The 12,447-nt window shown below is 62.8% G+C and carries 9 protein-coding genes and 1 pseudogene; 3 read left to right on the top strand and 7 right to left on the bottom strand.

Annotation, left to right across the window (positions count from 1 at the left end; all coding sequences use genetic code 11):
- Window positions 1-2,224: efflux RND transporter permease subunit (locus tag ACT6Q8_RS25045; protein ID WP_444739460.1), on the top strand; the 2,224-nt coding region annotated here is incomplete at its 5' end.
- 6 nt (window positions 2,225-2,230) lie between these two features.
- Here ACT6Q8_RS25045 and ACT6Q8_RS25040 read toward each other — a convergent pair.
- The gene (locus ACT6Q8_RS25040) at window positions 2,231-3,292 is read right to left on the bottom strand and encodes a replication initiation protein (RefSeq protein ID WP_444739459.1); all 1,062 of its coding nucleotides are present in this window, start codon (window positions 3,290-3,292) and stop codon (window positions 2,231-2,233) included.
- A gap of 885 nt (window positions 3,293-4,177) precedes the next feature.
- On the opposite strand from ACT6Q8_RS25040, the gene ACT6Q8_RS25035 reads away from it, so the two are divergent.
- Entirely contained in the window at window positions 4,178-5,413 is a 1,236-nt protein-coding gene (locus ACT6Q8_RS25035) for an AAA family ATPase (RefSeq protein ID WP_444735243.1), read from the top strand.
- Window positions 5,410-6,036 carry a DUF4276 family protein gene (locus tag ACT6Q8_RS25030; RefSeq protein WP_444735242.1) on the top strand — a complete coding sequence of 209 codons (627 nt, stop codon included), beginning with the start codon at window positions 5,410-5,412 and terminating at the stop codon, window positions 6,034-6,036. The genes ACT6Q8_RS25035 and ACT6Q8_RS25030 overlap by 4 nt, the downstream gene beginning before the upstream one ends.
- An 86-nt stretch (window positions 6,037-6,122) precedes the next feature.
- On the opposite strand, the gene ACT6Q8_RS25025 is transcribed toward ACT6Q8_RS25030, so the two are convergent.
- From ACT6Q8_RS25025 to ACT6Q8_RS25000, 6 genes and pseudogenes are all read right to left on the bottom strand, one after another.
- Window positions 6,123-6,977 (bottom strand): ParB/RepB/Spo0J family partition protein, encoded by an 855-nt coding sequence (locus tag ACT6Q8_RS25025; RefSeq protein ID WP_444735241.1) that lies wholly within the window; start codon window positions 6,975-6,977, stop codon window positions 6,123-6,125.
- Window positions 6,958-7,941 (bottom strand): AAA family ATPase, encoded by a 984-nt coding sequence (locus ACT6Q8_RS25020; protein ID WP_444739458.1) that lies wholly within the window; start codon window positions 7,939-7,941, stop codon window positions 6,958-6,960. The genes ACT6Q8_RS25025 and ACT6Q8_RS25020 overlap by 20 nt, the downstream gene beginning before the upstream one ends.
- A gap of 110 nt (window positions 7,942-8,051) precedes the next feature.
- Window positions 8,052-10,145 carry a COR domain-containing protein gene (locus ACT6Q8_RS25015; protein WP_444735250.1) on the bottom strand — a complete coding sequence of 698 codons (2,094 nt, stop codon included), beginning with the start codon at window positions 10,143-10,145 and terminating at the stop codon, window positions 8,052-8,054.
- Window positions 10,146-10,295: 150 nt separating this feature from the next.
- Window positions 10,296-10,589: pseudogene (locus tag ACT6Q8_RS25010) on the bottom strand (leucine-rich repeat domain-containing protein); the annotation flags it as partial.
- Between the two features lie 328 nt (window positions 10,590-10,917).
- Window positions 10,918-12,162 carry a type II toxin-antitoxin system HipA family toxin gene (locus ACT6Q8_RS25005; RefSeq protein WP_444735239.1) on the bottom strand — a complete coding sequence of 415 codons (1,245 nt, stop codon included), beginning with the start codon at window positions 12,160-12,162 and terminating at the stop codon, window positions 10,918-10,920.
- Complete coding sequence (locus ACT6Q8_RS25000; protein WP_444735238.1) at window positions 12,128-12,436, bottom strand: helix-turn-helix transcriptional regulator; 309 nt, start codon at window positions 12,434-12,436, stop codon at window positions 12,128-12,130. The genes ACT6Q8_RS25005 and ACT6Q8_RS25000 overlap by 35 nt, the downstream gene beginning before the upstream one ends.
- Window positions 12,437-12,447: the final 11 nt, after the last annotated feature.

Genomic DNA, 12,447 nt, shown 5'->3' with positions numbered 1-12,447 from the left:
GTCGGGCGACATCAAGATGATGTTGAACGATCTGGGCAACAATCTGGCCATCACGGTGCTGCTGGTGATGGTCATTGTTGTCGCCTCGCTGGGGGTGCGCACCTCCGTTCTGGTCGGCATCGCGGTGCCGGGATCGTTCCTGACGGCGATCCTGGTCCTGCATGGCATGGGCTATTCCATCAATATCGTCGTGCTGTTCGGGTTGATCCTGGCGGCGGGCAATGTTGTGGATGGCTCCATCGTCGTCACCGAATATGCCGACCGCAAGATGGCGGACGGCATGTCGCCCAAACGTGCCTATGGGCTGGCGGCCCGCCGCATGGCCTGGCCCATCATCGCCAGCACCGCCACACAGCTGGCGGTGTTTGCCCCCCTGCTGCTGTGGCCCGGCGTGGTGGGCGAGTTCATGAAGTTCCTGCCAATCAGCCAGTTCGCCACCCTGATGGCGGCCCTTGCCATGGCGCTGATCTTCATTCCCGTGCTGGGGGCGCGGTTCGGCCGGGCGCATGGGCCGGTGCTGCCCTATGCCCCCGCCAACCGGCTGGCGGACGAGGATGAAAGCGATCCGGTGGACCCGCCGGCCAGGCTGGAAGGGCCGTATGTGGCCCTGCTGCGTTGGGCGCTGGCCCGGCCTGGCATGGTCATCCTGGCCACCATCGGCCTGTTGATCGGGGTGCAGACCTGGTACGCCACCCATGGCAATGGCGTGGAATTCTTCGCCAATGTGGAGCCGGACAATGCCGCCGTCCTGGTGCATGCGCGCGGCAACATGTCCATCGATGAACGCGACGTGCTGGTCCGGCAGGTGGAAGCCCGCATCCTGCAACTGAACGAGTTTGACAGCGTCTATGCCCGCACCAGCGGTGATGGCAATGGCGGCGGGGGTGGCGATGATGCAGCCCTCGACGTGATCGGCCAGATCCAGCTGGATTTCAAGGACTGGCAGCAGCGGCGCAAGGCCGATGTCATCCTGGAGGATATCCGCCGGCGCACCGCCGACCTGCCCGGCATTCAGATTGAGCTGCGCGAGCAGGAAAGCGGCCCGCCCACGGGCAAGGCCCTGCAGGTCGAACTCTCCTCCCGTTTTCCTGACCTGCTGCCGGCGGCGGCGGCGCATGTGCGGCGCGGCCTGGAAAGCCTGGGCGGCGTCATCGATATCGAGGATAGCCGCCCCCTGCCCGGCATCGAATGGCAGGTGGATGTGGACCGGGCGCAGGCGGCCAAGTTCGGGCTGGATACCTCGGCAGTGGGTGATGCCGTCCGTATGGTGACCAACGGCCTGATCCTGTCCACCTATCGCCCCGATGATACGGATGACGAGATTGACGTGGTCGTCCGCTACCCGGAGGAATACCGCTCCATCGACCGGATCGATGGGGTCCGCGTTGTCACCTCCGCCGGGTCGGTGCCGATCAGCAATTTCGTGACCGTCACGCCAGCGCAGAGGGTCAGTCAGGTGGACCGCGTGGATGGCGAGCGGGTGATGCGGGTGAAGGCCGCCGTCACCTCCGGCACCCTGCCCGATACCAAGCTGACGGAGCTGAAAGCCTGGCTGGTCAAGAACCCGGTCGACCCGCGCGTGGACGTGAATTTCAAGGGCCAGGATGAGGAACAGCAGGAAAGCCAGACCTTCCTGACCAACGCCTTCCTGGCCGGGATGGTCATCATGGCCATCATCCTGGTGACGCAGTTCAACAGCCTGTACAGCGCCTTTCTGATTCTGTCGTCGGTCATCATGTCGACCATCGGGGTGACGCTTGGCCTGATCATCACGGGACAGCCCTTCAGCATCGTGATGACGGGCCTGGGCATCATCTCGCTGGCCGGCATCGTGGTGCAGAACAATATCGTGCTGATCGACACCTATGATCAGTACCGCAAGACAGAGGCCAGCGCCTATGACGCCATCCTGCGCACCGGCGCTGAACGCTTGCGGCCCGTGCTGCTGACGGCGCTGAACACCGTGCTGGGCCTGCTGCCGCTCTGCCTGGGCGTCAATATCGACGTGCTGGAACGGGCGGTGACGGTGGATGCGCCGGCAACCCAATGGTGGACCTCCATTGCCAACGCCATCGTCTTCGGCCTGACCTTCGCCACCCTGCTGACCCTGGTGGTCACCCCCTGCGCCCTGATGCTGCGCGCCCGTCTGCATGATTGGCGCGTGGCCCGCAAGGGGGGCGGGGTGGCACCGGGGGCACCGGCGCTGGACCGCGCGGCGGAGTAAGGGCGATCACAGCGGCGGCGGGGTTGGCCCGCCGCCGCGCACGCGCAGCCGCTCCTCCTCCACAATCAGGACCGCCAGGGCGGGAACCCATTTGCGCAGATTGTCCTTGGCGGAGGCGGCGGGCGGCAGGGTCATGCCCAGTTCTTCGGCCCGCTTGGCCCATTGCAGCCGCTTTGCGACATCGGCCCCGTCCAGGAAGCGCAGGGCAGCCTCTGTGCGGGCCGCCAGCATGCCATCCTCGGCAGCGGCCGCCCGTTCGCCGCGCCGCTGCGCCTTGGGCTTGGCCAGTTCGCGGGCGGCCTGTTCGGCGGCCTGCTTGTCCTTGCGGTGGATGCGGAAGACGCAGCCGACCACGCGCCCACCCCCCCTGCCCCCGCCCTGGCGGATCTCATGCAGGGTGGCGGAGAAATCGCCCAGCCGCCCGATTTCCTCCAGCGCCGGGTCGAGCGCATATTTGCGCAGGTCCTTCCAGTCCTTCAGCTTGTCGACACAACCCAGAACGGCCCGCAGCTCCTCCACCTTGGCCTGCCAATACGGCTCCTCGGCATTGCGGTCGGCATAGCGTTTCAGCACCTCATACATGGTGAGCGCATATTTGCTCTCAAACTCATAGATGATGCGCAGCGACAGATAGGAATATAAGGCTGGTTCGCGCAACCGTTCCGACACCCAGGAATGGAACGTATAGGTCAGCGTCCCCCCCTCGATCCGGCAGGGACCCAGCAGCTGCGCCGACTCCCACCCCGGCGTGCCGTCGGAGCGCAGGTAGTTGAACTGGCACAGCACCTTCTGCAATGTCTCGATACTGGATTTCAGGCGGGTATTGTTCACATCCGCCGTGCCGTCCCGCACCTCTGCCGCGAACCGGCGGATGGAGGCCAGCTCGATCGAATGGCTTTCCACCTTGCCCAGGTTCTCGTAAGCATGGGCCAGCAGATGGTTGAACAGCCGCCGGTCGGCCAGCGACAGGTCGGCATCGGCCTTGATCTCCACGGCCCCCGTGGCTTTCACGAGGGTCAGCGGCGTCTTGCGGGCCTGCGGGGCGGGGCTGGTGGGCTTGGCAACCATGGGCACAGTGTAGGTCGGAGGTAGGGTCCCGGCAACTCCGAATGCCGCCCCCTCCCCCTGGCCATTCCTCCCCTTCACCCCTGGCAATCCCTCCCGTTCGACCCTGGCAAAACCTCCCCCTGACCCTGGCAAAACCTCCCCGGAAGGGGTTGTAAGCCATTGATCCAATGGGGCGATTTCGCCCCTAGGAATCAGTAAAGGAAGTAAAGGAACTTCAGGAAAGGCCGGATTTTGGGGTTGTTCAGAGATATTGCCAGGGCCAGAAATCTGCGCACACAGCCCACGCCAGCGCCGGAATTCGGAGATTATGCCAGGGTTTACAGGGGCTTGGCCTGCCTGACGGGCACGAACGGGCGGACGGCAGGCTCCGGTCAGGGCGAATCGCAGCAGGGCAGCCGCCCGCCAATCGGAGATTTTGCCAGGGTTCACGGGCGGAAATGGGGCCACCAGAACCTCCGAAAGGGGCGTGGACAACAGGTCCTTTCGGAGGTTCAGCCAGTCCGCCGGCAAACCCTTGGAATCCAAGGCCTTCAACAGCACCGATTCGGAGATTTGGCCAGGGCGCCACCGCCGAACGGAGTTTTTGCCAGGGCCAGAATTCAGAGATTTCGCCAGGACAACCCGCCCCCGTGCAACCGGGTGAACCACAAAATCATCTGTGTTGCAGGAGGACAAGGTCACGGCTTTTGATCCTTTATTGAAGGATCATTATCCTATATTAAGCACAGGGGTCCCGAAAGGAAAATTTCCAAGCAGGTTGCGCTCAGTCGGGCAACCAATGTTATGATGGTAGTATTGGGTGAAGGGGAATAGCGACATCATGCAAGATGCAGCAAATGAGGACCGGTATGCGGCCCGCTTTGCCGGTCGGGAAAGGGTCCGCGCATGAGCATTCGCCCCCGTATCACACCGTCTAAGCCAGCGCGCGTTACCTACTTGAAAGTTAAGAATTTCCGTGCGCTCCGGGATGTTGAGTTCAAAGACCTGACGCCACTGACGGTTCTGCTGGGACCCAATGGTAGCGGTAAATCCACGGTTTTCGACGTTTTCGCCTTCCTGTCCGACTGTTTCGAGTTGGGTCTGCGCCGGGCTTGGGACAAGCGCGGTCGTGCGCGCGAACTGAAATCCCGTGGTGGTGAAGGGCCGGTCGAGATCGAGATCAAATATCAAGAGCCCGGGTTTCCCATTATTACTTATCATTTAGCTGTAGATGAAGAACAGGGCGCTCCTGTGGTGGCGGAAGAATGGCTGCGCTGGAAGCGCGGTTCTTACGGCCAACCTTTCCGTTTTCTGCACTACCGTAGAGGTCAAGGAGAGGTGGTGACGGGCGAGATGCCGGACAGTGATGACAGGCGGGTGCCCGCCCCGTTGAAATCCGCTGACCTGCTTGCCGTTAATGCCTTGGGCCAGTTGGCGGATAACCCGCGCGTTGGGGCATTACGCGATTTCATCACGGGCTGGTACGTGTCCTACTTGTCGGCAGATGATGCACGCGGCCAGCCTGAGGTGGGGCCAAATGAGCGGTTGAGCCGCAGCGGCGACAATCTGGCCAATGTCATACAGTATCTCTCCGAACAGCATCCCGATCGGCTTGAGCGGATATTTGACGGTCTACGCCGTCGCGTGCCACGGATCGAAAAGGTTCTGGCAGATCCGATGCCCGATGGACGCTTACTGTTGCAGATAAAGGATGCGCCATTCTCTGCCCCCGTGTTGGCGCGGTTTGCGTCAGATGGGACGCTGAAGATGCTCGCCTACCTTGTCGTGCTGAATGATCCGGCACCGCCCCCCTTCATTGGAATTGAGGAACCGGAGAACTTCTTGCATCCTCGCCTTTTGCAGGAACTGGCAGAAGAATGCCGTGCGGCGACTGCTCGGACCCAACTTCTGGCCACCACACATTCACCATTCTTTCTTAATGCACTGCGTGCCGAGGAAGTGCGGGTCCTGTGGCGTGACGATGCGGGATATACACAAGCACGGCGTGTTGCTGATCTGCCTGGTATTGCTGATTTTACCCACCATGGCGGGTTGCTGGGCCAGTTGTGGATGGAAGGGCATTTCGCGGTCGGTGACCCATTGACGAATGCAGGAGCCCCACTGCGTCGGTTGCTGCCATGACGCATGCGGAACCCAACTTGATCTTTCTGGTAGAGGAACCGTCGATGGAACAGTTCCTGGTCAGTTGGCTAGGGCGTCAACGGCCTGGAGGCCTCCCTTTTCAGATCATCACTTTCCAAGGCAAAAGCGACCTGTTGTCGAATTTGACAAAACGATTGCGGGCCTATGCGGCCTGGGCACCGCCGGAATGGCGCTTCGTTGTTATTGTTGATCGCGATGACGATGATTGCCGTGTATTGAAGCAGCAGTTGGAAACTATCTGCGCGACAGCAGGTTTCCCCACGCGCCGCAATGCAGGGGCGGACTGGCGTTGCCTGACTGCCATTGCAATAGAAGAACTTGAGGCGTGGTATTTTGGCAATTGGGACGCTGTACAGGCAGCCTTTCCCGGCTTGTCGTCAACCATACCTGCCAAAGCTGCATTCCGTGATCCTGATGCCATTGCGGGCGGGACCTGGGAGGCGTTTGAAAGGGTCATGCGTCGGGCTGGTCACTATGGTGGCGGACTGGCTAAACTGGACGCATCGAGGCGGGTCGGCGCCTGCCTGAACCCGCTTAATAACCGCTCTGCCAGTTTTGCTTATCTACTGCGTGGCTTATTTGAAGCCGGTGTAGAGTTATAAAGTACTCCATCAATGCCGTATGCATAGTGGTCGATCGTCATCTGCTCGAGGCAGCACGCTTCGACCTGAACTATAGCCCCCCTCCCCTACCCTTTCAGCAACCGGTCAATCTCGCGGCGCAGGGCCTGCAGGGTCCGGCGGTGGGTGTCGTCGAGCGCGGTCGGAGTTTTGGCCAGGGCCTTGACGCCGCGTTCCATCTGGGTCAGGGCGGTGCGCACGGGGTCGGGCCGGTCCTTGGGCGCTGGTGTCCGCGCCCCCTGCCCTTCCGCCTTGGGCGCGCGGGCCTCGCGCAGGGTCTTGACCGACGCCCCCTGACGCAGCAGGTCCAGAAGCCGGGCGCGCTCGGCCCCGTCGCTGGCGAGCGCCAGTTCCACCATGGCATTGCGCGACAGGTGCAACGTTGCACATTCGGCGGCCATGTCATCGGGCAGGGACAGCAGTTTCAGCACGCGGTTGACCTGTGTCCGGCTCCAGCCCAGGGCGCCGGCGGCGGCTTCTTGTGTATAGGCATGGCGTTCCATCAGGGCCTGGATGCCGCGCGCCTCCTCCAGCGGGGACAGGTCCACGCGCTGGAGATTTTCCACCAGGGCGATTTCCTCGGCATTGCCCGTCGTGACAATGGCGTGCAGCGTGGGCCGGGACAGAAGGCCAAGGGCGCGCCAGCGGCGTTCGCCGGCCACAATCTCATATTCCCCGCGCGTATCGGCCAGGGGGCGGACCAGGATGGGCTGCAACAGGCCCTGGCGTTCGATGCTGTCGGCCAGCTGGCGCAGCGCATCCTCGTCAAAATGCCGGCGCGGCTGATCGGCGCGCGGGTGGACGCGGGCGTGCTCCACCTCGATCAGGCGCGGAAAATCGCGGGAGATCAGGGAGCCGTCGCCGCGTGCGGCGACATCATCCATGGCCCGGCCAAAGGCCGTCTTACCCTTCTGCAACTTCACCGGCAATCTCCCTGGCCAGATGGAAATAGGCCTGCACCGGATGATCCGGGGGCAGGGCCTCCACCGCGATGACATTGTTATAGGCGGCCTGATTGATGCCCGTGCTCATCCGGATCGGATCGAACACGCGGCCAAGGTCGCTGTCGCCCGTGAAGCGGGCGCGCAGATCGGCCAGAACCTCGCGGTCCACCGTCTGGCGTTCGGCATACATGGTGGGCAACACGCCCAGCACCGTCAGGTCATGGTTGGTGAAGCGGCGCACGCGGCCAATGGTCTTCAACAGCAGCGGAATGCCCAGCAGATCGACGGGCCTTGTTGCCACGGGGATCAACACATGATCGGCGGCGTTCAGGGCGTTGATGGTCATGGAGCCCAGGTTGGGCGGCGTGTCGATCAGGATGAAATCATAATCGCCCAGCAGCTCGGCCAGCGCCGCCTTCAACCGCGTCTCACGGCCCACCAGACCGGCGGCACTGTCAAATTCCGCCAGCGCCAGACCCGACGGCAGCACGTCAAAGGTCCGCAGCTTGATGATGGTATCGGCAACCGGCCGGTCATCGACCAGCACGGCATGCAGGGTGGCGCCCTTATCCTCCAGCTCGATAATGTCACAGCCGACCATGGCGGTGGCGCTGGCCTGCGGGTCGGCATCGACCAGCAGGACGCGGAAGCCCAGCCGCGCGAAACTGGCGGCCAGATTAACCGAGGTGGCGGACTTGCCCACCCCGCCCTTCTGGTTGGAACAGGCAATGATGCGCGCGCGCCCCGGCTGTCCACCGCCACCGATCAGGCGCAGCACGGCATCGGGCACCGGCTCCTTGCCGCTTTCCCACCGGCTGATCCGCGCCTTGTCATAGGACCGCCCCAGCGCCTCATTCAGGTGCCGGGCGCAGCCCTCCTGCGTCAACCCCTTGCGCTTGCGAAACGCCTTCAACACCTCTCCCACCATCACCAGACCCTTCACCGGACATGCCGCGTGCAGAGTGGGCGAGGGCAGGGGGGATTGTCAATCAGGTTGACGGTGGGGTGTCAACTGGTTGGGGGGGGGAGGGGTGTGCAACGTTGCACGTTGGGTTAGTCGGCGAAGCCATGTTCCAATATCTGCGCCCAGGTGCGGGGTTGGATGTGGTTCGCCAGTGTGGCCAGAATTTCACCGACATCGGTGGAGAAGCGCCGCATATTGCGCAGGGCTTCGCGGTCAGTGGGGCCCAGAATGTCTTCCCCCTGTTCCTGCACGATGGCGTTCAGATTGTTATATTGGTCGCGCCAATGCACGGCATAGGCTGCTCGGTCGGCGGGGGTCCAGATTTTGGCGTCCGGCATGGTCCATAGACAGATGCGGGGCAGGAATTTTTCAGGGTCCTTCCTGCTTCTGTCCCATATCTCCGCCAGCTCATACATGCAGTTGGGGGAGCGTAGGTACTTGTCGCTTAACACCACAAACACCCGCTCCCCATCGCGCAGCCTGTTCATGAAATTGGGGATGCTGCCGCCTATGCCGATCACATTCTTGTCGCGCAGAATCTCAATCTTATGGGTCTTGGCCGCATCGCACAGGCAATCGACAAAAAACTCGTGCTGGTCCCAGGCATAGGATACGAACCAATTCCGGCCTTGTGGTGTCATCGCAACCAGGGTCAGGGGTGCGTTGTCCGCTTCCCCATCTTTGGCACGGGGTGACCATTTGATACTATTGTCCAGTTCGGCTCCTTTCAGGCCGATCCGGTCAATCGTCGCATAGGTCAGCGACAGCAGACGCGACAGCAGGCCCCTGGCGTCACCGCCCTGGGTACGGATACTGATCTTGCCGCGCCAATCCCGCTCGTCCGGTTGTTCCATCTGTTCAAGGCGGAAACGGCTTTGTGATGCCTCGTCCAGCCCCAGAATGCCCCCGTTCCAGTACAGCGCATGGTGGCCACCCTTCATGCCGCCAATGGCGGATAGGATGCTGCGGATCAGGCCGCCATGCAGGATGGGAAAGGACAGAGTGGCCTCTTCACCCTTTTCTTTATCCTGCCAATGGCGCGCAATATCGTCTGCGACATTGGAATGGTCGGGCAGCAAGTCGGGGGCGATATATTCCGCCACCTCCATCCCCATTTCCCGTACCGTCCGGGTTTTAAAGCAGATGCCGCAGGACACCATCATGGACAGGAACAGTTCCTGTTCTTCGCGGCTGTATTTCTGCCAGATCACGCGGGCCAGCAAATCCCGCGTGAACCGCCCACGTCCTTGGCGCAGCGTCTTTAACGCCCCGTTCTGCCGGTCAAACAGGGCGTAGATGGCGTCCAGCGCCCATTGCTGGTTCAACACGATCTGATTGTCGAACAGGCCGTCGCGGTGGAATACGGTTCCATCGCCGTTCAGCCAGGATAAAAGCGTGGTGGGGTCGGACCCCATCCCGGTTGTCGCGCACAGATACCTGAACGCCTCCATCGACATCAGATGCTCGGTCACCGGCCTGGAACGAAGGTCCGCGCGGACTTGCTCCCATCCCTGCCCGATCTGGGCGGTGTGACCGTTCTGCTGGTCACGCATCCATCGGACGGCGTCCCCTAACCGGGCTGTTAGGCCCGCCCAGCCATGGCCTGTCTTGGTTGACAGGGATAGGGGACGCCAGGGGAAGGGCATGTCCTTCACCTCCTCTGCGGTCACATGGGGCGGGTCACCTTCGACGGTGACGCTGTCACATTTGCTCTGTACGGGGATGATGGGGCTGTTTGCCGGACCCTGAAGCCGTACCAGCGACAACCAATAGCGCAAAGGGTAGTCGCGGAACCATTGATCATCGCTGCCATGACGGGGGCGCCTCTCGGTTTCCTTGTCCCAGACCAGAAGCTGAATCGCCGGGCTGTTCAGGAAAAGGGAATGGGTGCCATGATAGATGTCCTGCCCCCCGAAATCCCAGACCGACAGGGTGACAGGGATGCCGTTAATGGCGGGCAGTTTGGCGCCGTTGATCCGAATGCCATGGGTGCTGTCCCAATCGGGATTGAAGGTAAATTTCTCATCGCAAAGACGGTTGGTGATCTGCGTCTTGCCAACACCACCATTGCCCAGGATCAGCAGCTTGATGTGGGCATCGGTTGCCGCCTTGCCTTTTTCCAGATCAGCAAAATAGGCGCGCAGCCGGTCAAGGCAATTGTCATCCCATGTCTCCGACAGCACACCGGACGCTGGAACATTGGGGATGGGCGCCCCGCCGAGGTGCAGGTGCCGTAGATGCGGCAAGGCGAGAAGGGGGCGAAGGTCAGAGGTGATGGAACAGCCGAAGAATAGGAGGCTTCTTAGGCCTTTGAGTCTATGGAGGGGGCTGAGGTCGCTGATCCCTGTGTCGTTGCAATAGAGGGTTTGCAGGTTTGTGAGTTTCTGGAGGGGGCTGAGGTTGCTGATCCTTGTGTGGTCGCAAGACAGGGTTTGAAGGTTCGTGAGTTTCTGGAGGGGGCTGAGGTCGCCGATCTCCGTGTCGTCACATTTGAGTCTTCGCAGGTGGGTTAGTGTGACGATTTCGTTAGGCAGACGGGTCAAATCCAGCCCGCTCAGATCCAACTTTTCCGTCTTCTCCCTGGCTTCCTTCTCAATCCGCGCCAGTGCCTCTTGATACCCGTCCATGCCGCCCTGATCCCCGCCTGAAGGTCCGCTGTCTGTTGCGCGTGATAGGTTAGCTTAAGGGGGCGTGGACAATCAATTCAGGTGGTGGGGAAGGGGGCGGGGAGGGGGAGCTTCCGGTCAAAAGAAGGCCGCTCTAACTACTGATTTTCCCCGCCCTTTATGGCATAATGCTCGCCACATCCCCCGACCCGTGCCCGCATTCCCTTTCGGAGCTGACTGCTTTCGGAGTGGGAAAGGTGCGCCCTCCAAAACAGGGGATGCTGAAACAGGGTATGATTTTCTGTTTCACTTGGTTGCACGGGGGCGGGTGGTAGCAGCCACCGACCCTTCACCCCACCCGCACCCGCCGCATCACCACGGCCCGGTCTGCCGCACTGACGCCGTAATGCCCCAGCCATTCCGGCAGGCGGGTGGCGGCGGTTTGGATGCGGTCGAAGCTTTCGGCGGCGTCGGTGGCGCTTAAGCCGAAGCGGTCGAAGGATGTCCGGGCCTGGGCCGGGTCGGCCTCTGCGGTGCAGCCGCGGGCGGGGCGGAGGACCAGGGCGCGGGCGGCTTGGGGCACGATGTCGAAAACGGGGGAGAGGCGCCAGCCGTTTCCGTCATCAATGAAGGCGTGGTTGTGCAGATGGTCGTCGGTATTGTTCAGAAAACAGTTCAGCAGCATGCGTTCATAAAGCGCGCGGGCGCAGTCCTTGATGCCCGACCGGCGGGCGATGATGGCGAGGTCGGCATAGGACGCGCCGTCGGGCCGGTAGGTGCCGGGGGGATAGCCCAGCACGGTGGCGGCGCTGGAATAGGGCAGGCGGCGGGGGCCGTTGCGGTCAAAACGGCGGACCAGCAGGACGGAGCGGCCCGCCACTTCCGTCACCCGATGGTCGGGCGTCTCGATCCCGGCCTCGCGCGCCACCGACAGGCAGGCGGCCTCCACCCGTTGATGGTCAAAGGCATCGTCGCGGGCCCGCATCTTGGCGATCCAGGCCTCGCCCTCCACCCGGATGCGGGCCTTGGGCCGGGCCCCGCCAATATCGGCGGCACTGTCCAGCAGGCGGGCCAGATGGGACGCCGTGGCCATCCCGGCCTCCACCGCGTCCGCCGCATCGGCCAGGGACGCCAGATCATCCTGTTCGCTGGGCAGGTCCAGCAGGGCAGGGGAGGGGACCCAGATGGCGGGGCCGCTGGCGTCGGGGCCGAATTGCAGATGCCCGACCCGGTCGCCACCGGCGGCGGCGATATATTCGGGTGCAGCCAGGGGCACGTCGGGATAGGCCATGGCCAGGATGGCCTTGCCCCAGCCATCGGGGCTGGCATCATAAAAGGGCAGGGGCAGTTCGTGCGGCGGCACCGATTGACAGGCGCGCGTGCGCAGCGGCAGGCCGGATGCTGCCAACGGCGCCGCATCGGGCCGGGCCAGCCAGTCGCGGTCATAGCGGAAGGTACCCAGCCGTCCGCGCGCCCCCTCAAACCGGATGATCCCGGCCAGGACGGGGCCGTCAACGGTGTCGGCGAAGACATGCATGCCGGCCAGGCGGCCCGACGCATCAACCGGCCAGGCGGCCGCCGCGCTGTCGCCCATGGATTTCCTCCATCTCTTCGCCCAGGGGATCGGCGGCCAGCAGGTCGGGCAGTCTTTCCAGATAGCCGAGTGCGGCCATCACCTTGACCAGCAGGCCTATATTCACCGTCTCCCGCCCCTGTTCCAGGGCGATATAGGTCTTGCGCGTCACGCCGGCCCGGTCGGCCAACTCCGCCTGGGACAGGTTGCGCCGCAGCCGCGCCAGCCGCACGCGGCGGCCCAGAAGGTCCAACGCGTCGGCCTCCGGCGCGCTGAGCAGGACGGGGCGTTTCATCAATGTACCCT

It is taken from the genome of Niveispirillum sp. (assembly GCF_052437035.1).
In the GTDB taxonomy this organism is placed as follows: Bacteria; Pseudomonadota; Alphaproteobacteria; order Azospirillales; family Azospirillaceae; genus Niveispirillum.
Note: the sequence above shows the minus strand (reverse complement) of the source record. Positions and strands in the feature narration are given on the sequence as shown.

Coding starts and splice junctions, on each gene's coding strand:
- ACT6Q8_RS25035 (WP_444735243.1), top strand. CDS start 4,178: ATGAGCATTCGCCCCCGTATCACACCGTCTAAGCCAGCGCGCGTTACC.
- ACT6Q8_RS25040 (WP_444739459.1), bottom strand. CDS start 3,292: ATGGTTGCCAAGCCCACCAGCCCCGCCCCGCAGGCCCGCAAGACGCCG.
- ACT6Q8_RS25000 (WP_444735238.1), bottom strand. CDS start 12,436: ATGAAACGCCCCGTCCTGCTCAGCGCGCCGGAGGCCGACGCGTTGGAC.
- ACT6Q8_RS25030 (WP_444735242.1), top strand. CDS start 5,410: ATGACGCATGCGGAACCCAACTTGATCTTTCTGGTAGAGGAACCGTCG.
- ACT6Q8_RS25005 (WP_444735239.1), bottom strand. CDS start 12,162: ATGGGCGACAGCGCGGCGGCCGCCTGGCCGGTTGATGCGTCGGGCCGC.